The organism is Streptomyces sp. NPDC013317, assembly GCF_055563155.1.
Genome location: NZ_JBVHDX010000005.1, coordinates 377088 through 395369 on the forward strand (window position 1 = coordinate 377088; position 18282 = coordinate 395369).

Consider the following 18282-nt stretch of genomic DNA (forward strand, 5'->3'; position numbering starts at 1 on the left):
CATGGCTGAGGCTCAGAACTCCCCCAAGACCTCGACTGCGCTCGGGCAGGGGGGACCCCCACCGGCAGGCTCCACCACTGCCGGCGCGATCGCGGTGGCCGCCGAGTCCACCGTCGCCACGCGCATGAGCGCGCCCCCGTCCTTCGACGTCGCGGACTTCCCGGTCCCGCACGGCCGCGAGGAGGAGTGGCGGTTCACCCCGCTGGAGCGCCTGCGCGGCCTGCACGACGGCACCGCCGTCGCGACCGGCGAGGGCGTCAAGGTCGAGATCGAGGCCCCCGAGGGCGTCACGGTCGAGACCGTCGGCCGTGACGACGAGCGGCTCGGCAAGGCCGGCACGCCCGTCGACCGCGTCGCCGCCCAGGCGTACTCGGCCTTCGAGAAGGCCTCGGTCGTCACCGTCGCCAAGGAGGCCGTCCTCGGCGAGCCGATCCGCATCGCCGTGCACGGCGAGGGCGGGGTCGCCTTCGGCCACCAGGTCATCGAGCTCGGCGCCTTCGCCGAGGCCGTCGTGGTCATCGACCACACCGGTGACGCGGTGCTCGCCGCCAACGTGGACTACATCCTCGGCGACGGCGCCAAGCTCACCGTCGTCTCCGTCCAGGACTGGGACGAGAAGGCCGTCCACGTCGCCCAGCACAACGCGCTCGTGGGCCGCGACGCCTCCTTCAAGTCGGTCGTGGTGACCTTCGGCGGCGACGTCGTCCGCATCCACCCGCGCGTGCAGTACGCGGCCACCGGCGGCGAGGCCGAGCTCTTCGGTCTGTACTTCACCGACGCCGGCCAGCACCAGGAGCACCGCCTCCTGGTCGACCACAACACGCCGCACTGCAAGTCGAACGTGGCCTACAAGGGCGCGCTCCAGGGCCAGGACGCCCACGCCGTCTGGATCGGTGACGTCCTCATCCAGGCCGCCGCCGAGGGCACCGACACGTACGAGCTCAACCGGAACCTGGTCCTGACGGACGGCGCCCGCGTCGACTCCGTGCCGAACCTGGAGATCGAGACCGGCGAGATCGCCGGCGCCGGTCACGCCTCGGCCACCGGCCGGTTCGACGACGAGCAGCTGTTCTACCTGATGGCCCGTGGCATCCCGGAGGCCGAGGCCCGCCGTCTCGTCGTCCGCGGCTTCTTCGCCGAGCTGGTCCAGCAGATCGGCCTGCCGGACGTCGAGGAGCGCCTGATCGCCAAGATCGAGGCGGAGCTGGAGGCGTCCGTCTGATGGCCGGCTTCGTCCGCGTCTGCGCGCTGAGCGAGCTGGAGGCCGACACCCCGAAGCGGGTCGAGGTCGACGGCACGCCGGTGTCCGTCGTGCACACCGAGGGCGAGGTGTTCGCGATCAACGACATCTGCTCGCACGCCAACGTCTCCCTCTCCGAGGGCGAGGTCGAGGACTGCTCCATCGAGTGCTGGCTGCACGGCTCCAGCTTCGACCTCCGCACCGGTAAGCCGTCCGGTCTTCCCGCGACGCGCCCCGTGCCCGTATACCCCGTCAAGATCGAAGGGGACGATGTGCTCGTCTCCGTCACCCAGGAGTCCTGAGTCACCCATGGCAACGCTTGAAATCCGCGACCTGCACGTCTCCGTCGAGGCCGAGAACGGCCCCCGGGAGATCCTCAAGGGCGTCGACCTGACCGTGAAGCAGGGCGAGACCCACGCCATCATGGGCCCCAACGGCTCCGGCAAGTCGACCCTGGCGTACTCCCTCGCGGGCCACCCGAAGTACACGATCACCGGTGGCACCGTGACCCTGGACGGCGAGGACGTCCTGGAGATGTCGGTCGACGAGCGCGCCCGCGCCGGCGTCTTCCTGGCCATGCAGTACCCGGTCGAGGTCCCCGGCGTCTCGGTCTCCAACTTCCTGCGCACCTCCGCCACCGCCGTCCGCGGCGAGGCCCCCAAGCTGCGTACCTGGGTGAAGGAGGTCAAGGAGGCCATGGAGAAGCTCCAGATGGACCCGGCCTTCGCCGAGCGCAACGTCAACGAGGGCTTCTCCGGCGGTGAGAAGAAGCGTCACGAGATCCTTCAGCTGGAGCTCCTCAAGCCGAAGATCGCGATCCTCGACGAGACCGACTCCGGCCTCGACGTCGACGCGCTCCGCATCGTCTCCGAGGGCGTCAACCGCGTCCGTGAGACCGGCGAGGTCGGCACCCTGCTGATCACCCACTACACGCGCATCCTGCGCTACATCAAGCCCGACTTCGTGCACGTGTTCGCGAACGGCCGCATCGCCGAGTCCGGCGGCGCCGAGCTCGCCGACCAGCTGGAGGCCGAGGGCTACGACAAGTACGTGAAGGGTGGCGCATCCGCGTGACATCTGCCCATCAGGGGCTCTCCGGCCTCCTCGACACCGAGGCGATCCGCAAGGACTTCCCGCTCCTGGATCGCGTGGTCCACGACGGCAAGAAGATCGTGTACCTGGACTCCGCGGCGACCTCGCAGAAGCCGCGCCAGGTGCTCGACGCGCTCAACACCTACTACGAGCGCCACAACGCCAATGTCCACCGCGGCGTCTACACGGTCGCCGAGGAGGCGACGGCGCTCTACGAGGGCGCCCGTGACAAGGTCGCGGCGTTCATCAACGCGCCGAGCCGCGACGAGGTGATCTTCACCAAGAACGCCTCCGAGTCGCTCAACCTCGTGGCCAACATGCTGGGCTGGGCCGACGAGCCCTACCGCGTGGACCACGAGACCGAGATCGCCATCACGGAGATGGAGCACCATTCCAACATCGTGCCGTGGCAGCTGCTCTCGCAGCGCACCGGCGCGAAGCTGAAGTGGTTCGGCCTCACCGACGACGGCCGTCTCGACCTCTCGAACATCGAAGAGGTCATCACCGAGAAGACCAAGATCGTCTCGTTCACGCTGGTCTCGAACCTGCTGGGCACGATCAACCCTGTCGAGACGATCATCCGGCGTGCGCAGGAGGTCGGTGCGCTGGTCTGCATCGACGCCTCGCAGGCGGCCCCGCACATGGTGCTCGACGTGCAGGCGCTGCAGGCCGACTTCGTGGCCTTCACCGGCCACAAGATGGTCGGCCCGACCGGCATCGGCGTGCTGTGGGGACGGCAGGAGCTCCTGGAGGACCTGCCTCCGTTCCTCGGCGGCGGCGAGATGATCGAGACCGTCTCGATGCACTCCTCGACGTACGCGCCCGCTCCGCACAAGTTCGAGGCCGGTACGCCCCCGATCGCCCAGGCCGTCGGCCTCGGCGCGGCCGTGGACTACCTGTCCGCGATCGGCATGGAGAACATCGCGCGCCACGAGCACGCGATCACCGAGTACGCCGTGCGCCGGCTCCAGGAGGTGCCGGACCTGCGGATCATCGGCCCCACCACGGCCGAGGACCGCGGCGCGGCGATCTCCTTCGTGCTCGGTGACATCCACCCGCACGACGTGGGCCAGGTCCTCGACGAGCAGGGCATCGCGGTCCGCGTCGGCCACCACTGCGCGCGGCCGGTCTGCCTGCGGTACGGAATTCCTGCGACCACGCGAGCGTCGTTCTATCTGTACTCCACCCCGGCCGAGGTCGACGCCCTGGTCGAGGGACTTGAGCACGTACGGAACTTCTTCGGGTAGGGGCTGGTCGTGAAGCTGGATTCGATGTACCAGGACGTCATCCTGGACCACTACAAGCACCCGCACGGGCGCGGTCTTCGGGACGGCGACGCCGAGGTGCACCACGTCAACCCGACGTGCGGCGACGAGATCACGCTCCGGGTGAAGTACGACGGCTCCCGGATCGAGGACGTCAGCTACGAGGGTCAGGGCTGCTCGATCAGCCAGGCCTCGGCCTCGGTGCTGAACGAGCTGCTCGTCGGCAAGGAGCTGGAGGAGGCGCAGAAGATCCAGGGCACGTTCCTGGAGCTGATGCAGTCCAAGGGCCAGATCGAGCCGGACGACGCCATGGAGGAGATCCTGGAGGACGCGGTCGCGTTCGCGGGTGTCTCCAAGTACCCGGCCCGGGTGAAGTGCGCGCTGCTCAGCTGGATGGCGTGGAAGGACGCGACGGCCCAGGCTCTGGGCGACGCGGAGAGGAAGTCGGCATGACCGAGAACGCCGAGGCCACGATGAAGCCGGCCTCCGAAGAAGAGATCCGCGAGGCGCTGTACGACGTCGTCGACCCCGAGCTGGGTATCGACGTCGTCAACCTCGGCCTGATCTACGGCATCCACATCGACGACTCCAACGTCGTCACGCTGGACATGACCCTGACGTCGGCGGCCTGTCCGCTGACCGATGTGATCGAGGACCAGGCGAAGTCCGCGACCGACGGCATCGCCAGCGAGCTGAAGATCAACTGGGTCTGGATGCCGCCGTGGGGCCCGGACAAGATCACGGACGACGGCCGTGAGCAGCTCCGCGCGCTCGGGTTCAACGTCTGACGTTCCCGGTCTCCGACCGTTTCGTACTGTCGAACGGCCATGCCCTTCAGGAAGACTGAAGGGCATGGCCGTTCGCATGTACCACCTCGCCGTCGACTGTCACGACCTCCCGGGCCAGGCCCGCTTCTGGGCCCAGGTCCTGGACTGGAAGATCCTCTTCGAGGACGAGGAGGAGATCGTCATCGGCGCCGACGAGCACACCTGGCCGGGGATGTGCTTCCTGCCGGTGCCCGAGTCCAAGACCGTCAAGAACCGGCTCCACATCGACCTCTCGCCCGACGACCGGGACGCAGAGGTCGAGCGGATCATCGGGCTCGGCGCCCGCCGGATCGACGTCGGTCAGGGCGAGGACGCGACCTGGGTCGTCCTCGCCGACCCCGAGGGGAACGAGTTCTGCGTGCTGCGGCCGAAGCGGTCGCTCACGGACTGAACGCGGACGGCGTCCCGGCGGCCTGCACCAGGGCAGGGGCCAGGTTCTCCTTGCGGATCCGCTGGTCGACGTAGACGAGACCGGTGACCAGGGGCGGGAAGACCGAGCAGACGGCCTGCGCCAGCATGCCGCCGACGACCGCGATCAGCAGGACCGGCACGAGCGCGATCATGACCTCGCCCGGGGTCTCGAAGCCGGACGCGGCCGTGAACGAGACCGGGAACGACAGAAGCGTGCTGAGGATCTGCTGGATCAGCCAGTTCGCCAACCCCGCCATGAGGCCCGCGACCAGCAGCGCACCGAAGATCCGCCACCACGAGCCGCGCACCAGCTCGCTGGAGCGGCGCATGGAGGCGGTCGCGCCCTGCCCCTCGAAAACGGCCGCCGTCGGAGCCAGGCTGAGCTTCACCCAGATCCAGGTGGCCAGCGGCATCGTGGCGAGGGCGACGAGGAAGGCGACGAGGGCGAGACCGGACGCGGTCATCGCCGAGTCCGACCCGCTGCCCGCGTTCGACGCGGCCGTGACGAGCGCGATCATGAAGCCGATCATCGCGCCCATGAAGAGGGCGACGGGCACGAAGGCCACCAGCATCGTCAGGAAGACCGTGCCGATCACCGACGGCACCCGCGACCAGGAGCGGCGCCAGACCGCGCCGAAGGTGGTGCGCCGGCCGAGCACCGCCTCCTGGAGGACGGCCGGGCAGGCCGCGTACACCACGGCGCTCGCCAGGAGCATCCCGGCCATGGCGATCAGCCAGACGAGACCGAAGGCGACCAGCAGCGGGCGGCCGTCGTCCCAGCTCGGCTCCTGCCCGCTCGGCAGGTCGAAGACGCGCGGCACGTGGTCCGCGACCGCCGCGTACGCGAGGCCGCCGGCCGCCGCGACCAGCAGCAGCGCCCCGCCGAAGGCGGCCGTGGCCACACCGAGCAGCTGCTTCCAGTAGCGGCCGATGGTGGCGAAGGCGCCCGTCAGGATCTGGCCAAGACCCAGCGGCGCCAGGGGTATCACGCCGGGCTGCGGCGGCGGGGGCGGGGGAGCGTAGCCGTAGCCGTACGGCCCCGAGGGATACGTCATGCGGGACACCGTAGCGGGAGGCTTTGCGTACGACCGAACACATCGTTGGGTACGATGATGCGCATGGGATACGGACTGCTGGCGGGCGCCATCACGGCGGAGATCATCGCGACGGTCTCGATGAAGTACAGCGAGGGCTTCTCCAAGCTGTGGCCCTCCGTCGTCACGGGCGCCGGCTATCTGATCGCCTTCGCCCTGCTCGCCCAGGCGCTCAAGACCCTCCAGGTCGGCACGGCCTACGCGATATGGTCCGGCGTCGGCACCGCCGCCGTCGCCGTCATCGGCATCCTCTTCATGAACGAGACGCTCAGCGTCGCCAAGGTCGCCGGGGTCCTCCTGATCATCGCCGGTGTCCTCGTGCTCAACATGGGGGGCGCGCACTGATGGCCCGCCCCCGCCGCCACGACCCCGAGCGCCGGCAGCGGATCGTCGACGCCGCGCTCCGCGTGGCCGGCGCCCGGGGCATCGACGGGCTCAGCCACCGTACGGTCGCGGCCGAGGCGGACGTGCCGCTCGGCTCCACCACGTACCACTTCGCCTCCCTCGACGAACTCCTCGTCGCCGCGCTGCGCCTGGCCGAAGAGAAGTTCGGCCGGCGGCTGCGCGAGAGTCCCGCGCTCGCCGACCCGGAAGCCGACCTCGCCGCCGCCCTCGCCCGGCTGACGGGGGAGTGGATCGGCGGCGCGCGGACGGGGGTGGAGCTGGAGTACGAGCTCTACCTCGCCGCGCTCCGCCGCCCCGCGTTGCGGCCGGTCGCCGCGGAGTGGACGGACGCCGTCACCGAGGTCCTCTCGCGGCGGACGGACTCCGCGACGGCCCGCGCGCTGGTCGCGCTCATGGACGGCATCTGCCTCCAGGTCCTGCTGACGGACGGGACGTACGACGAGGAATACGCCCGCGAGATGCTGGCGCGTCTCCTGCCGGGTGATCCGACGAACGCCGTGGCACGGGCGTCGGCGGATCCGCCGGGACGCTCGACCGACACCTGAGACCGGTTGGCCCGGGCGGGGCCCCGAACGTTAGGTTTTCCGCATGACCACTGCTCCTCGCACCACCGGCGCCGTCGCCGCCGGCCTCGCCACCATCGCCGGTGACGGCACCGTTCTCGACACCTGGTTCCCCGCCCCCCAGCTGACCGACGCGCCCGGGCCCGCCGGTACCGAGCGGCTCACCCCCGACGCCGCCGTCAACGCCCTCGGTGAGGGCGCCGCCAAGGCACTCGGCGTGGACGCCCGCCGCGGCGTCGAGGTGGTCGCGGTCCGTACCGTCATCTCCTCGCTCGACGACAAGCCGCTCGACGCCCACGACGCGTACCTGCGTCTGCACCTGCTCAGCCACCGGCTGGTCAAGCCGCACGGCCAGAGCCTCGACGGCGTCTTCGGCCTGCTCGCCAACGTCGCCTGGACCTCGCTCGGCCCGGTCGCCGTCGACGACATCGAGAAGGTCCGCCTCAACGCGCGCGCCGAGGGCCTGCACCTCCAGGTGACCTCGATCGACAAGTTCCCGCGGATGACCGACTACGTCGTCCCCGCCGGGGTACGGATCGCCGACGCCGACCGCGTCCGCCTGGGCGCGCACCTCGCCGCCGGTACGACCGTCATGCACGAGGGCTTCGTCAACTTCAACGCCGGCACGCTGGGCACCTCGATGGTCGAGGGCCGCATCTCGGCCGGCGTCGTCGTCGGCGACGGCTCCGACATCGGCGGCGGCGCCTCCACCATGGGCACCCTCTCCGGCGGCGGCAACGTCATCATCTCCATCGGCGAGCGCTGCCTCATCGGCGCCGAGGCGGGCGTCGGCATCGCGCTCGGCGACGAGTGCGTCGTCGAGGCCGGCCTGTACGTCACCGCCGGTACGCGCGTCACGATGCCCGACGGCGAGATCGTCAAGGCCCGCGACCTGTCCGGCGGAGACAACATCCTCTTCCGTCGCAACTCGGTGACCGGCGCCGTCGAGGCCCGCCCGAACAACGCGGTGTGGGGCGGACTCAACGAGATCCTCCACAGCCACAACTGAGGCCGTGACCTGCTCGTGTGACGCTGCGTTAACAGGATGACGTGGTCACACGAGCAGACAAGGCGAGGAGTCGACATGAGGACGAGGCCCACCATCGTCGGAGCGCTGACCGTGGCGGCGGTGCTCCTGCCGGCCGCGGTCGCCTCCGCGGACGAGACGCACACCCGGACGCAGAACGGTCCGTACGTCTCGAACGGCCCCCACCTCACCCTCCACACCGGTCAGATCGACGACCCGCTGGAGGACGTCCTCGAACACGCGGCGCTGTTCGGCACCACCTACGTGTTCGACTGAACCAGATCCTCGTACGCCGCACGCAGCCCGTCGACCGCCTCCAGGTCGGCGGGCTGCAGCGGTTCCCGGACGAAGTCGCCGAGGAGGGCCTTGGCCGTCACCGTGCCCGGCAGGCCGGAGGCCATCATCAGCTCGACGAGCGGGAGGGTGAGGCCGTTGAGGCGGGCGGCCCCGGCCGTGTCGCCGGCGTCGAAGGCGTCGAGCACGGCCCGCATCTGGCGGGGCGCCACATTGGCCACCGTGCTGACGTATCCGGCGCCGCCCACCGCGTACAGCGGGAGGTTCAGCTCCTCGCAGCCGGAGTAGTACGCGAGCGAGGTGCGGGCGATCACCTGGGAGGAGCCGAGCAGGTCGTAGGAGCAGTCCTTGACGGCGACGATCCTCGGGTGGGCGGCGAGCCGCAGCATCGTCTCCGGCTCGATCCTGGTGCCCGTGCGGCCGGGGATGTCGTACAGCATCACCGGCAGACCGGTCGCGTCGGCGACCTTCAGGAAGTGCGCCTCGACGGCGGCCTGCGGCGGGCGGCTGTAGTACGGGGTGACGACCAGGAGCCCGTCCGCGCCCGCCTTCTCGGCCTGGCGCGCCAGCTCCACGGTGTGGCGGGTGTCCGAGGTGCCCACGCCCGCGACCACGGCCGGACCGGGGCCGACGGCCTCGCGGACCGCCTCGATCAGCTCTGCCTTCTCGGCGTCCGTGGTCGTGGGGGACTCGCCGGTGGTGCCGCTCAGGACCACGCCGTCGCAGCCCTCGGCGACCAGATGGGCGGCGTGCTCGCGGGCGACGTCGAGATCCAGACCGCCGGTGGCGGTGAACGGAGTGATCATCGCGCAGAGGGCCCGGCCGAAGGGGCGTTCAGTGCTCATCCGGGAAGTCTGCGGGCCCTGACGCTGAAGGTCCACTTAGTTCTTCTTGGGGTGAGAAGTAAGCGCCACTGAAGAGTGGGGGGCGAGACCGCCGCGGACGACGGTCGGAGGCCGGGTCAGAGCGTGAGCTTGAAGCCGTCGTGGCTCCGGGCGAAGCCCAGCGATCCGTAGAACCGGTGGGCCTCCGTCCGCCGCTTGTCGCTGGTCAGCTGGACGAGCCCGCAGCCTCGCTCCCGCGCCCTCTCCACCGTCCGGCGCAGCAGCTCCCGTCCGAGTCCGCCGCCCCGCCGGTCGGCCCTGATCCGCACCGCCTCGATCAGGGCCCGCTCCGCGCCGCCCTTGCCGAGACCGGGGATGTACGTCGCCTGCAGGCACCCGACGACCATGTCGCCGTCGACGAGGACCAGCATCTCGTTGCGCGGATCGTCCACGATCGCCGCGAAGGCCCGCTCGTACGCCTCCGTGACGGTCACGGACGCGGGGTCCACGACCCGCTCCTCGCCGGCGAGAAGGGCGAGGACGGCGGGCAGTTCGGCGCGGACAGCGGGGCGGAGGATCATGTCCGAAGTGTCGCACGGGTGCGAGGACTTGACCTCAAGCAAGGTCGAGGTCGAAGACTGGGGTCACCGACGACAGGAGGTCACCCCATGAACGCCGTTGCCCAGCCCGCCGCCCGTCCCGACCTGCGCCGCCCCGGGGTGGGACTCGTCCTCACCAGCACCTGGCGGGTCGGTACGCCCGAGCGGCAGAAGGCCGCCGTCGACGCCATCGCCGAGGCGTGGAAGCGCCGGGACTGGCCGGACGCCGGGCTGCTCTCGTACTCCGTGTACACCGGAACCGACGGGGACACCCTGCTCCACTACTCGCAGTGGACGGGCGAGCAGGCGTACCAGGACTTCGTCCGCGCCTTCCGCGACGAGCGGAACGCCGAGATCGACGCGGCCGTGCCCGGCATCGAGCGCGTCGCACTCCACCGGTACGCCCCGCCGTACCGGTCCATCGCGCCGGCCGATGCCAGGATCCCCGGCTGTGTCGTCATCGTCGACGTGGAGTTCGACGCACCGGACGCCGCCCGGCAGCGCGACTGGGTGGACGGGGTCTTCGAGGCGCTGGAGACGGACCCGTCACCCGCGCCCGGCGGGATCTCGGGCCACTTCCACCTCTCCACCGACGGGACCAGGATCCTCAACTACGCGGAGTGGGAGAGCGAGCGGGCCCACATCGAGGCGCTCGCCCGGCCCGGGGACGGGATCGGCTCGTCGACGCCGCAGTGGGCGAAGGTGCGGGCGTACCCGGGCGTGGTGGGCGGTGGTGTGCGGCGCTACGCGCCCGCGCTGAGCCTCGGCGCGGGCGCGTAACGCGCGGCATCACGGGCGGAAGCGCAGGACCTGCGGGTCGTGGTCGCTGTTCTGGTCCGCGAATTCCGCGTTGATGTGGACGCTGTCGTACTCGAAGTGGCCGATTCCCGGGCTGGTCAGGATCTGGTCGAGAACCTGGCTGTTGCCCTGGAAGACGTACGAGTAGCGCTCGCTGCGCGGCAGGGACTTCACCGCCGGGTAGAGCGCCCCGCCGTCCGTCAGCGCCTTCGTCGTCTCCGAGAACTCGAAGTCGTTGATGTCGCCGAGGACGAGGACGTCCGCGTTCTTCCGGATCGAGAGCACGTCCTTCACGAAGGCGTTGACGGCCTGCGCCTGCAGCAGGCGCTTCGCCTCCGAGGAGCGGACCGGCGGCTGATGGTGCGAGACCAGGGACTCGTCGCCGCCCTTGGAGCCGAAGTGGTTGGCGACCACGAAGACCGTGCGGCCCCGGAAGGTGAACTCGCCCGCCAGCGGCTTCCGGCTGCTCTCCCAGGCCGTGTCGGCCGGGGCGATCCGGCCGGGCGACAGGGTCAGCTCGGGCGCGCCGCCCTCGCCGCGCACGACGCCCGTCGCGGTGACGGCGTCGCCGCCCGCGCGGTCGGTGAACGAGACGCGCTCCGGGTTGAAGAGGAAGGCCTGGCGGATGTTGCCGCCGGGCTCGCCGCCGTCCTTGTTGTTCTCCGGGTCGATCGAGCGCCACTGGTACGCCGGGCCGCCGGCCGCCACGATGGCGTCGGTGAACTTCTTCAGCGTCTGGTCGGCGGCGACCGTGCCGTCGTTCTTGGCGCCGTTGTTGTCCTGGATCTCCTCCAGGGCGAGGATGTCGGGCGAGGCCAGGTTCGTCACCACGGCCGCGGCCAGCGCGTCGAACTTCTTCTGCGGGTCGGACGGGTCGAGGTTCTCGACGTTGTACGTCGCGACCGCAAGCTCGTTCTTGTGCTGCCGGTCCGTGACCTCGCGCTCCAGGCCGCGGTCGACGACCGTGCCCAGGGTGCGCGCCGTCAGCGTGTAGCCGCCGAACTGGTTGAAGTCGAGCGGGCCCTCGGTCGTGCCGGAGAGCACGTCGCCGACGTTCGCCGTCGGGAAGGGCTGCTGGGCGATCGGGGTCAGCGACTGGATCTGGAGCCGGCCGGTGTTCTGCGCGTCGTACGAGCCGTAGACCGTGCCGCCACGCCAGTTGCGGTTCTCCCAGGGCTTCACCGTCACCCAGAGCTCGGAGTACGGGTCGGTGGCGCCCACCACGCGCGAGGTCCCGACGCGGACGTTGGTGCCCTCCAGGGACTCGTAGTAGTCCAGGGCGTAACGCCGGGGCTCGAGGGTGAGGCCGTTGATGGAGCCGGCCGCGGCCGCATCGCCCTCGGGCGCGTACGCGTCCGGGACGGACCAGGCCGAGATCGTCACGGGGGCCGGGACCGGGTTGCCCTGCGATACCACGGTGACCGTGGGCTTGGAGATCTGCGTCAGCGACTGGTTGCCGGAGTTCAGACCCCCGGGGACGTACTCGCCGACCGTGCCGTTGACGCTGACGGCGTCGCCGACCGCGACGGTCGGCACCGAGCTCGTGAAGACGAACAGGCCCTCGCTGGTGGCCGGGTCGCCGTCGGCCTGCGGGTCCTGGATCCAGAATCCGCGCGAACCGTAGGTGCGCACACCGGTCACGATCCCCGTGACGCCGGTGACCTGGGTGCCGACGAGGGGCGAGACGCGGGTGGTGCCCTGGATGTCGTGGATACGGACACCGGCGGCGGTCTCCGTCGAGGTGTCCGCCGAGGCGGTGGAGCCGGCGAGGAGTCCGGCCGCGAGGGCGGCCGACACGACGGCGGCCACGGCCGCGGATCTCGGTATGGAGGAAGGCATCAGGGGTCTCCGGAAGCGCTTGGATGAACGGTCGATGTATCTACGCGCGTCAATCTCTTGGCTGAGCGGTGGACTTGTCAAGAGTCGACGGGTGTACGAAGGCTGACGCCTCGGTGAACCGGCGGGCCGGACGGGAAATGCGTCTACGCTGAAGTCCGTTCGCCGACCGCACGACCGGCCCCCCGGACTCGCAGGCCCTTCGAGGAGAAGACCCCAGATGGCACCGGATCGCCCCACCCTGCCCCCCGTTCAGCTGCACTCGGACGCGGAGCTGGCGCGGGATGCCCTGGCCGCACCCCTCCTGGCGCGGGCGGCCCGGCTCGCCCGCTGGGCCGGGCCCGAGACCAGGGTCGGCGCCGGCGGTGAACTTGTCGACGAGCAACTGCCCGCCGCCGCAGAGGTGTTGGGGCTCGCGTCGGACGAGGACGGCGAGGCGTACGCGAGCGAGGCATGGCGCCTCGCGGTCGACACCGGGCTCATCGACGTCGAGGACGGCGGCGAGGACGGCGGCGACGACGACACCCTCGGCGCGGTCGCCCCGGGTGAGAACCTCGGCCTCCTCACCGGCGGCGCCCCGCTCGACGTCCTCGCGATCTGGCTCGACGGCCTGGACGTCGTCTTCGCCGACGCCACCGCGCCCGTCCTCGACGACCTGGCGGACGTCATCGGCGAGGACGGCGAGATCGACTTCGAGCTGCTCGACTGGAACCCGGAGGAGGAGGCCGAGTTCCTGGAGGGCGTGCTCGGCAACCTGTACCTGCTGACGGTCGGCGAGGGCGGGCCGGGCGAGGGCCCGGTGCCGCTGCCGGCCCTCGCCGCGTCGATGATCGTCCCCGACGACATGGGCGAGCCGACCGACGACGTCCTGGAGCAGGTCTCGGAGGCGATGATGCGCCTCGACGAGCAGTTCCGGCTGCTCGAACCGATCGGACTCGTCGAGTACCAGCCCGTCGACGAGGCGCTGATGGTCGAGGAGGGCGAGGAGCCCACCGCGCGGATCGACGAGGTCGACGACGAGGACGTCACGCGGTACGGCATGGTCCGGCTGACGCCGCTCGGGCTCTACGGCGTACGGGCCAGGATGCTGGAGGCGGGCGTCGACGCGCCGGCCGTCGGCGAACTGGCCGACAAGGGAGCGGACGTGCTCCTCGACGGTCTCGCGGTCTACCCTGAGCCGGCGGCGCGCGCCGAGACCGTGGGCTGGCTGGCCGGGCGCGACGCCGTGGGCGCGGCGCGGGAGCTGCTCGCCGCGGCGCGGGGCGCCGACGCGGGCTCGCCGCTGCGCCGGCTCCACTGCCAGCAGGCGCTCTCCCTCGTGGGCGCCGACGCGGAGCCGGCCGTACGGGAGGTGCTCGACGACGCCGAACTGGGCGGCCTCGCCCGGGTCTGGCTCGCGGAGCGCGGGGCCGCGGACGTGCCGGCGCCGTCGGAGTCGATGATCTTCTGGCTGGCGATCGACACGATCGCGGCGCAGCTGGACGCCCGGGGCGACCTGGACGAACTCCGTGAGCTGATCGAGGGGCTGACCGGGCGCCACAGCGGCTTCTTCGACGCGGCCTGGCGCGTGGAGCACCCGGCGACGGCCGAGGTCCTGGAGGCGATGGGCCGACTCCACCCCGACAAGGCGGCGGCCAAGGAGGCCCGCAAGGCGGCCTTCAAGGCACGGTCCCGCACGGGGTCGTAGCCGGCGGCCTGCGAGGTGGGCGGCGCCGGGGCGGCCGTCGCCCACCTCGTACCCTCCGCCGGGGCGCAGTTCATCGGGGGGCGCCTCTCCGTTCAACTCTCGTTCGTGCGTGGGCGGGACCGTGTGCCCGACACCGGGTGACGACAGGGAGACGACCACGCCATGCCCCTCAACCGCAGAGAGTTCGCCAAGCAGTCCACCGCCGCCGGAGCCGGGCTCGTCCTGACCGGATCGGTCGCCGCCCTCGCCACCGCACCCGAGGCGCTCGCCACCGCGGACGACCGGCTCGACGACCACGCCGACGACCTCGCGGCCTCGGGCGACCGGCACCGGCTCGGCTACGGTCCTCTCGTCGAGGACCCCGCAGGCGTGCTCGCCCTCCCCGCCGGCTTCACGTACCGCGTCATCACCCACAGCGGTGTCACCAAGCTGGAGTCCGGCGAGTTCACCCCGCAGAAGCACGACGGCACCGCCACCTTCGCGGGCCCGCGCGGCACCACCCTCCTGGTCAACAACCACGAGCTCAAAGGCAAGCGCTCCGGCTGGACGCACCCGGTCCCGCTGACCGAGGGCCTCGTCTACGACCCCGCCGCGTCCGGCGGCTGCACCGTCGTCGAGGTGCACCGCGACGGCACCGTCGCCGAGTGGGTCGGCATCGCGGGCACCTCCACCAACTGCGCGGGCGGCCGGACCTCCTGGGGCACCTGGCTCACCTGCGAGGAGAACTCCGACCGCGCCGGCGAGAACGGCATGACCAAGGACCACGGCTACGTCTTCGAGGTCGACCCCCGCGACCGCCGCGCCAACCGCGACCCCAAGCCGATCAAGGCGTTCGGCCGCTACGACCACGAGGCCGTCGTCATCGACCCCAAGCGCGGGCACGCCTACCTCACGGAGGACGCCTCCGAGCCGAACGGCCTCTTCTTCCGCTGGGTGCCGCCGAAGGGCTTCGAACACGGCCGCGGCAGGCTCCGTACCCTCGCCGACGACGCAGGCGTCCTCCAGGCACCCCGCTGCATCGACTCCGGCGGCCGCTTCGTCGACGACCTCTCCCGCGCCACCCGGATCGGCACCGTCTACGGCGTGGACTGGCTGGACGTCCCCGACCGCGACGGCCGCGAGGTCGAGGTCCGCGAGCAGTTCGGCCCCGACGAGGTCACCCGCGCACGCAAGCTGGAGGGCATGTGGTGGGCCGACGGCGGGGCGTACATCGTCTCCTCGTACGCCCGTGACGAGAGCCCGGGCGCCGCGCACGACGGCCAGGTCTGGTTCTACGACCCCAAGCGCCGCACCCTGACCCTGAAGGTCCTCCTGGGCGTCAACGCGAACCCGGACGAGGACGGCGCCTACGACGGCCCGGACAACATCACCGTCTCCCCGTACGGCGGTCTCGTCATCGCCGAGGACGGCGAGGGCGTCCAGCACCTCTTCGGCGCCACCGAGCGCGGGCGCACCTACCCCATCGCCCGCAACGACCTGAACGACAGCGAGTTCACCGGCGTCGTCTTCTCGCCCGACGGCGACACCCTCTACGCCAACATCCAGGACCCGGGCATCATGGTCGCCGTCACCGGCCCGTGGCGCCGCCAGCCGCGCCGCTGACCCGGTCCGGCGGAACGACGGAAGGGGCCCGCCGGGTGACCGGCGGGCCCCTTCCGCGTGTCCGGTGTCCTCAGAGCGCCTGGGCGGCGGGCTTCACCATGCCCCGGACGGTCCGCGACTTCACGAACTCGCCCATCGCCGTCATCTCCCACTCGCCGGTGAACTGCTTGATGAGCTTGGCCATCATCACGCCCGTCTGCGGCTCGGCCGTGGTCAGGTCGAAGCGGACCAGCTCCTCGCCGGTCGCCGCGTCGATCAGCCGGCAGTACGCCTTGGCGACCTCGGTGAACTTCTGGCCGGAGAACGAGTTGACGGTGAAGACCAGGCCCGTGGCGTCGGCGGGGAGGCGGCCGAGGTCGACGACGATGACCTCGTCGTCGCCGGCGCCCTCACCGGTCAGGTTGTCGCCGGAGTGCTTGATCGCCCCGCTCAGGATGGAGAGCTTGCCGAAGTAGCAGCTGTCCAGGTGGTTGCGCTGGGGGCCGTACGCGATGACCGAGGCGTCCAGGTCGATGTCCTTGCCGCGGTAGGCGGGCTCCCAGCCGAGGCCCATCTTGACCTGGGAGAGCAGCGGGCGGCCGCCCTTGACCAGCGACACGGTCTGGTTCTTCTGGAGGTTGACCCGGCCCTTGTCCAGGTTGATCTTGCCGGTGGAGGCGGGGGCCGCCGGGGGAGCGGCCGGCGGGGGAGGCGTGGGGGCGGCGACCCGCGGGTCCACGGGCGCGGCCGCCGGAGGCGCGACCGGCGCCGCGGGTGCCGGGACGGCCGCGGGCGCGGCCGCGGGCTCCTCGTCGACCGAGACTCCGAAGTCGGTGGCGATGCCTGCAAGCCCGTCGGCGTACCCCTGACCCACCGCACGGGCCTTCCAGGCGCCGTTGCGCAGGTAGATCTCCACGACCACCAGGGCCGTCTCCGTGCCGAGCTGCGGCGGGGTGAAGGTGGCGAGGACGCTGCCGTCGTCCGCGTTGCGGATCGTCGCGGTCGGCTCGACGCCCTGGAAGGTCTGGCCGGCGGCGTCGGGGCTCGCGGTGACGACGATCTTCTCGATGCCGGCCGGCACGGCGCCGGTGTCCACGACGATCGCGTCCGGGGCCGAGCCACCGCCGGAACGGTAGGTCACACCGGGGCCGGCCGGCTGGTTGTAGAAGATGAAGTCGTCGTCCGAGCGGACTTTGCCGTCGGCGCTGAGCAGGAGGCCCGAGACGTCGAGCCGTACCGGAGCGGCGACGTCCACCGCCACGCGCGCGGCGGAGAGCGGGATGTTCGAGCCGGGGGTCATAGCGGTCATGCCAGGGCTAACGAGCGAGACAGCTTTGCCGTTCCCTTACCTTCCCTACCTTCGGCCACTCCGGTTACGGGGGTGGTCCCGGGCCGTGCGCTCGTTGCCGAACCTGTACGCGCCCGTCCAGCGCGCCATGACGAGCTGGGCGTCCCCCGCCCCCACCTCCGCCAGGAACTTCTCCGCGCGGCCGCCGCGCAGGGTCCCGGCGGCGCGTCCTCGGTGGGTGATGACGACCGTGCCGTCCGCGCGCTGTCCGTAGCTGAATCCCTGGGGTTGTGGCATGACGGGCATCCTGCCGGTCCCGGGCAGGTCCGTCATATGAATATTCGAGCGGATCGTATTCTTCCGTTCGTGGGTGGGAGCTCTTTTCGTACGCAGGACGTGGACCAGGCGCGGCAGGAGATCGACGCGCGGTACTACGCCAACTTCATGGACGTCATCGAGCGGCGCGAGCGGCCGTTCGCGGCGCGGTTCGACACCGTCGCCCTCGGACCGCTCGTCATCGGGGACCTGTCCTGCGGCGCGGACGTCCGCATGCGCTTCGGGGAGCTCGGGGCCTTCCACGTCAACGCCCCGCTCGGCGGGACGATGGAGCTGCGCCAGGGCGGCGCGGCCCCGGTCGTCGCGACGGCAGCCGAGGCGGTGCTGCTCGACCCGTGCGGGGACACCGTCCTGGAGCGCTGGAGCGGGGACTGCCGCACCCTCTCCGTCAAGATCGACGCGGCCGCGCTGCACGAACGTCTCGAAGCGCTGCTCGGGCGCCCGCCGCGCGGCCGCCTCGCCTTCGCGCCGCGCCTGGACACCACCCGCGGCCCCGGCCTGAGCTGGGTGCGCCTCGCGCGTCAGGTGGCGAGCGAGGCGCTGGCCGGAGACAGCCTGGCCCAGCACGCGCTGGTGGCGGTGCCGCTCCAGGAGGCGCTGCTCAACGGGCTGCTGCTCGCGGCCGAACACCCGTGGCGCGACGAGCTGGCCCATCCGGGCGAACCGCTGCGGCCCGCGCCCGTCAAGCGGGCGATGGACGCCGTGCGCGCCCGCCCCGAGCACCCCTTCACCACGACCGAACTCGCCGGTCTCGCACGGGTGGGCGTGCGCCGGCTTCAGGAGTCGTTCCGGGAGTACGTGGGTATGTCGCCGATGGCGTACGTCCGTCAGGTGCGGCTCGAACGGGTCCACGAGGAGCTGCGGGGCGCGGAGCCGGGCGAGCTGAGCGTGAGCGAGGTGGCCTGGCGCTGGGGGTTCGCGCACCACGGCCGGTTCGCGGCGCAGTACCGGACCCGCTTCGGGGAGACGCCTTCGCGGACACTGCGAGGCGCCGCCGGCGGATCCGCCGCGTTCCGCGGACAGTCGCCGCGCTCAGCGGATCGCAGCCGCACATGAGGCAGCCGTAACGTTCCTTCTGTCGCGTGTGCCAAGCATGCTGTGACCCGGGTCCGGCC

21 protein-coding genes are annotated in these 18282 nt (G+C 71.3%); 15 read left to right on the forward strand and 6 right to left on the reverse strand.

What is annotated here, in order from left to right:
* The first annotated feature begins 1 nt into the window (after window position 1).
* The 7 genes from sufD (at window position 2) to ACZ3IJ_RS17330 (ending at window position 4815) form a co-directional block, all read left to right on the forward strand.
* Window positions 2-1222, forward strand: a complete 1221-nt coding sequence (gene sufD / locus ACZ3IJ_RS17300) for a Fe-S cluster assembly protein SufD (RefSeq protein ID WP_467468969.1) — start codon at window positions 2-4, stop codon at window positions 1220-1222.
* A complete protein-coding gene (locus tag ACZ3IJ_RS17305; RefSeq protein ID WP_391798018.1) occupies window positions 1222-1542 on the forward strand; it encodes a bifunctional 3-phenylpropionate/cinnamic acid dioxygenase ferredoxin subunit in 321 nt (106 codons plus the stop codon). The genes sufD and ACZ3IJ_RS17305 overlap by 1 nt, the downstream gene beginning before the upstream one ends.
* A 7-nt stretch (window positions 1543-1549) precedes the next feature.
* Window positions 1550-2314, forward strand: a complete 765-nt coding sequence (gene sufC, locus ACZ3IJ_RS17310) for a Fe-S cluster assembly ATPase SufC (RefSeq protein WP_352186263.1) — start codon at window positions 1550-1552, stop codon at window positions 2312-2314.
* Complete coding sequence (locus tag ACZ3IJ_RS17315; protein ID WP_329121975.1) at window positions 2311-3579, forward strand: cysteine desulfurase; 1269 nt, start codon at window positions 2311-2313, stop codon at window positions 3577-3579. Before sufC ends, ACZ3IJ_RS17315 begins: the two co-directional genes overlap by 4 nt.
* A gap of 9 nt (window positions 3580-3588) precedes the next feature.
* Window positions 3589-4050, forward strand: a complete 462-nt coding sequence (sufU, locus tag ACZ3IJ_RS17320; protein WP_383163845.1) for a Fe-S cluster assembly sulfur transfer protein SufU — start codon at window positions 3589-3591, stop codon at window positions 4048-4050.
* Window positions 4047-4385, forward strand: coding sequence for a metal-sulfur cluster assembly factor (locus tag ACZ3IJ_RS17325; RefSeq protein ID WP_329121978.1), 339 nt, complete (start codon window positions 4047-4049; stop codon window positions 4383-4385). The genes sufU and ACZ3IJ_RS17325 overlap by 4 nt, the downstream gene beginning before the upstream one ends.
* A 64-nt stretch (window positions 4386-4449) precedes the next feature.
* A complete protein-coding gene (locus ACZ3IJ_RS17330) occupies window positions 4450-4815 on the forward strand; it encodes a VOC family protein (protein WP_391798020.1) in 366 nt (121 codons plus the stop codon).
* On the opposite strand, the gene ACZ3IJ_RS17335 is transcribed toward ACZ3IJ_RS17330, so the two are convergent.
* The gene (locus ACZ3IJ_RS17335; protein ID WP_467468973.1) at window positions 4805-5890 is read right to left on the reverse strand and encodes a DUF7847 domain-containing protein; all 1086 of its coding nucleotides are present in this window, start codon (window positions 5888-5890) and stop codon (window positions 4805-4807) included. The genes ACZ3IJ_RS17330 and ACZ3IJ_RS17335 overlap by 11 nt on opposite strands.
* 63 nt (window positions 5891-5953) lie before the next feature.
* Between ACZ3IJ_RS17335 and ACZ3IJ_RS17340 the strand changes: the two genes are divergently transcribed.
* From ACZ3IJ_RS17340 to ACZ3IJ_RS17355, 4 genes are all read left to right on the forward strand, one after another.
* The gene (locus ACZ3IJ_RS17340) at window positions 5954-6274 is read left to right on the forward strand and encodes a DMT family transporter (protein WP_467468975.1); all 321 of its coding nucleotides are present in this window, start codon (window positions 5954-5956) and stop codon (window positions 6272-6274) included.
* The gene (locus tag ACZ3IJ_RS17345) at window positions 6274-6879 is read left to right on the forward strand and encodes a TetR/AcrR family transcriptional regulator (protein WP_467468977.1); all 606 of its coding nucleotides are present in this window, start codon (window positions 6274-6276) and stop codon (window positions 6877-6879) included. Before ACZ3IJ_RS17340 ends, ACZ3IJ_RS17345 begins: the two co-directional genes overlap by 1 nt.
* Window positions 6880-6922: 43 nt before the next feature.
* A complete protein-coding gene (dapD, locus tag ACZ3IJ_RS17350; protein ID WP_467468979.1) occupies window positions 6923-7906 on the forward strand; it encodes a 2,3,4,5-tetrahydropyridine-2,6-dicarboxylate N-succinyltransferase in 984 nt (327 codons plus the stop codon).
* Window positions 7907-7981: 75 nt separating this feature from the next.
* Window positions 7982-8200 (forward strand): hypothetical protein, encoded by a 219-nt coding sequence (locus tag ACZ3IJ_RS17355; RefSeq protein WP_467468981.1) that lies wholly within the window; start codon window positions 7982-7984, stop codon window positions 8198-8200.
* Here the strand turns inward: ACZ3IJ_RS17355 and dapA are convergent.
* Together dapA and ACZ3IJ_RS17365 are read right to left on the reverse strand one after the other, a co-directional pair.
* Window positions 8185-9063: a 4-hydroxy-tetrahydrodipicolinate synthase gene (gene dapA / locus ACZ3IJ_RS17360; protein WP_467468983.1), complete on the reverse strand. Its 879-nt coding sequence runs from the start codon at window positions 9061-9063 to the stop codon at window positions 8185-8187. The genes ACZ3IJ_RS17355 and dapA overlap by 16 nt on opposite strands.
* Window positions 9064-9179: 116 nt before the next feature.
* Window positions 9180-9623, reverse strand: a complete 444-nt coding sequence (locus ACZ3IJ_RS17365; RefSeq protein ID WP_467468985.1) for a GNAT family N-acetyltransferase — start codon at window positions 9621-9623, stop codon at window positions 9180-9182.
* Window positions 9624-9710: 87 nt separating this feature from the next.
* On the opposite strand from ACZ3IJ_RS17365, the gene ACZ3IJ_RS17370 reads away from it, so the two are divergent.
* The gene (locus ACZ3IJ_RS17370) at window positions 9711-10421 is read left to right on the forward strand and encodes an antibiotic biosynthesis monooxygenase (protein ID WP_467468987.1); all 711 of its coding nucleotides are present in this window, start codon (window positions 9711-9713) and stop codon (window positions 10419-10421) included.
* A 9-nt stretch (window positions 10422-10430) separates the two neighbouring features.
* Here the strand turns inward: ACZ3IJ_RS17370 and ACZ3IJ_RS17375 are convergent, their stop codons facing one another.
* Complete coding sequence (locus ACZ3IJ_RS17375) at window positions 10431-12278, reverse strand: endonuclease/exonuclease/phosphatase family protein (RefSeq protein WP_467468989.1); 1848 nt, start codon at window positions 12276-12278, stop codon at window positions 10431-10433.
* Window positions 12279-12495: 217 nt separating this feature from the next.
* Between ACZ3IJ_RS17375 and ACZ3IJ_RS17380 the strand changes: the two genes are divergently transcribed.
* Both ACZ3IJ_RS17380 and ACZ3IJ_RS17385 read left to right on the forward strand, forming a co-directional pair.
* Window positions 12496-13962 carry a hypothetical protein gene (locus ACZ3IJ_RS17380; protein WP_467468991.1) on the forward strand — a complete coding sequence of 489 codons (1467 nt, stop codon included), beginning with the start codon at window positions 12496-12498 and terminating at the stop codon, window positions 13960-13962.
* A gap of 162 nt (window positions 13963-14124) precedes the next feature.
* On the forward strand, window positions 14125-15564 hold the full coding sequence (locus ACZ3IJ_RS17385) for an alkaline phosphatase PhoX (protein ID WP_467468993.1): 1440 nt from the start codon (window positions 14125-14127) through the stop codon (window positions 15562-15564).
* Window positions 15565-15634: 70 nt separating this feature from the next.
* Here the strand turns inward: ACZ3IJ_RS17385 and ACZ3IJ_RS17390 are convergent, their stop codons facing one another.
* Together ACZ3IJ_RS17390 and ACZ3IJ_RS17395 are read right to left on the reverse strand one after the other, a co-directional pair.
* Window positions 15635-16852, reverse strand: coding sequence for a TerD family protein (locus tag ACZ3IJ_RS17390; RefSeq protein WP_467468995.1), 1218 nt, complete (start codon window positions 16850-16852; stop codon window positions 15635-15637).
* 45 nt (window positions 16853-16897) lie between these two features.
* Complete coding sequence (locus tag ACZ3IJ_RS17395; protein ID WP_467468997.1) at window positions 16898-17128, reverse strand: hypothetical protein; 231 nt, start codon at window positions 17126-17128, stop codon at window positions 16898-16900.
* Between the two features lie 69 nt (window positions 17129-17197).
* Between ACZ3IJ_RS17395 and ACZ3IJ_RS17400 the strand changes: the two genes are divergently transcribed.
* Window positions 17198-18223 (forward strand): AraC family transcriptional regulator, encoded by a 1026-nt coding sequence (locus ACZ3IJ_RS17400; RefSeq protein WP_467468999.1) that lies wholly within the window; start codon window positions 17198-17200, stop codon window positions 18221-18223.
* The last annotated feature ends 59 nt before the right edge of the window (window positions 18224-18282 follow it).

Bases quoted from the DNA above. Each gene is read 5' to 3' on its own strand.
- sufD (WP_467468969.1), top strand. From the start codon at position 2: ATGGCTGAGGCTCAGAACTCCCCCAAGACCTCGACTGCGCTCGGGCAG.
- ACZ3IJ_RS17305 (WP_391798018.1), top strand. From the start codon at position 1,222: ATGGCCGGCTTCGTCCGCGTCTGCGCGCTGAGCGAGCTGGAGGCCGAC.
- sufC (WP_352186263.1), top strand. From the start codon at position 1,550: ATGGCAACGCTTGAAATCCGCGACCTGCACGTCTCCGTCGAGGCCGAG.
- ACZ3IJ_RS17325 (WP_329121978.1), top strand. From the start codon at position 4,047: ATGACCGAGAACGCCGAGGCCACGATGAAGCCGGCCTCCGAAGAAGAG.
- ACZ3IJ_RS17330 (WP_391798020.1), top strand. From the start codon at position 4,450: ATGGCCGTTCGCATGTACCACCTCGCCGTCGACTGTCACGACCTCCCG.
- ACZ3IJ_RS17335 (WP_467468973.1), bottom strand. From the start codon at position 5,890: ATGACGTATCCCTCGGGGCCGTACGGCTACGGCTACGCTCCCCCGCCC.
- ACZ3IJ_RS17340 (WP_467468975.1), top strand. From the start codon at position 5,954: ATGGGATACGGACTGCTGGCGGGCGCCATCACGGCGGAGATCATCGCG.
- ACZ3IJ_RS17345 (WP_467468977.1), top strand. From the start codon at position 6,274: ATGGCCCGCCCCCGCCGCCACGACCCCGAGCGCCGGCAGCGGATCGTC.
- dapD (WP_467468979.1), top strand. From the start codon at position 6,923: ATGACCACTGCTCCTCGCACCACCGGCGCCGTCGCCGCCGGCCTCGCC.
- ACZ3IJ_RS17355 (WP_467468981.1), top strand. From the start codon at position 7,982: ATGAGGACGAGGCCCACCATCGTCGGAGCGCTGACCGTGGCGGCGGTG.
- dapA (WP_467468983.1), bottom strand. From the start codon at position 9,063: ATGAGCACTGAACGCCCCTTCGGCCGGGCCCTCTGCGCGATGATCACT.
- ACZ3IJ_RS17365 (WP_467468985.1), bottom strand. From the start codon at position 9,623: ATGATCCTCCGCCCCGCTGTCCGCGCCGAACTGCCCGCCGTCCTCGCC.
- ACZ3IJ_RS17370 (WP_467468987.1), top strand. From the start codon at position 9,711: ATGAACGCCGTTGCCCAGCCCGCCGCCCGTCCCGACCTGCGCCGCCCC.
- ACZ3IJ_RS17375 (WP_467468989.1), bottom strand. From the start codon at position 12,278: ATGCCTTCCTCCATACCGAGATCCGCGGCCGTGGCCGCCGTCGTGTCG.
- ACZ3IJ_RS17380 (WP_467468991.1), top strand. From the start codon at position 12,496: ATGGCACCGGATCGCCCCACCCTGCCCCCCGTTCAGCTGCACTCGGAC.
- ACZ3IJ_RS17385 (WP_467468993.1), top strand. From the start codon at position 14,125: ATGCCCCTCAACCGCAGAGAGTTCGCCAAGCAGTCCACCGCCGCCGGA.
- ACZ3IJ_RS17390 (WP_467468995.1), bottom strand. From the start codon at position 16,852: ATGACCGCTATGACCCCCGGCTCGAACATCCCGCTCTCCGCCGCGCGC.
- ACZ3IJ_RS17395 (WP_467468997.1), bottom strand. From the start codon at position 17,128: ATGCCACAACCCCAGGGATTCAGCTACGGACAGCGCGCGGACGGCACG.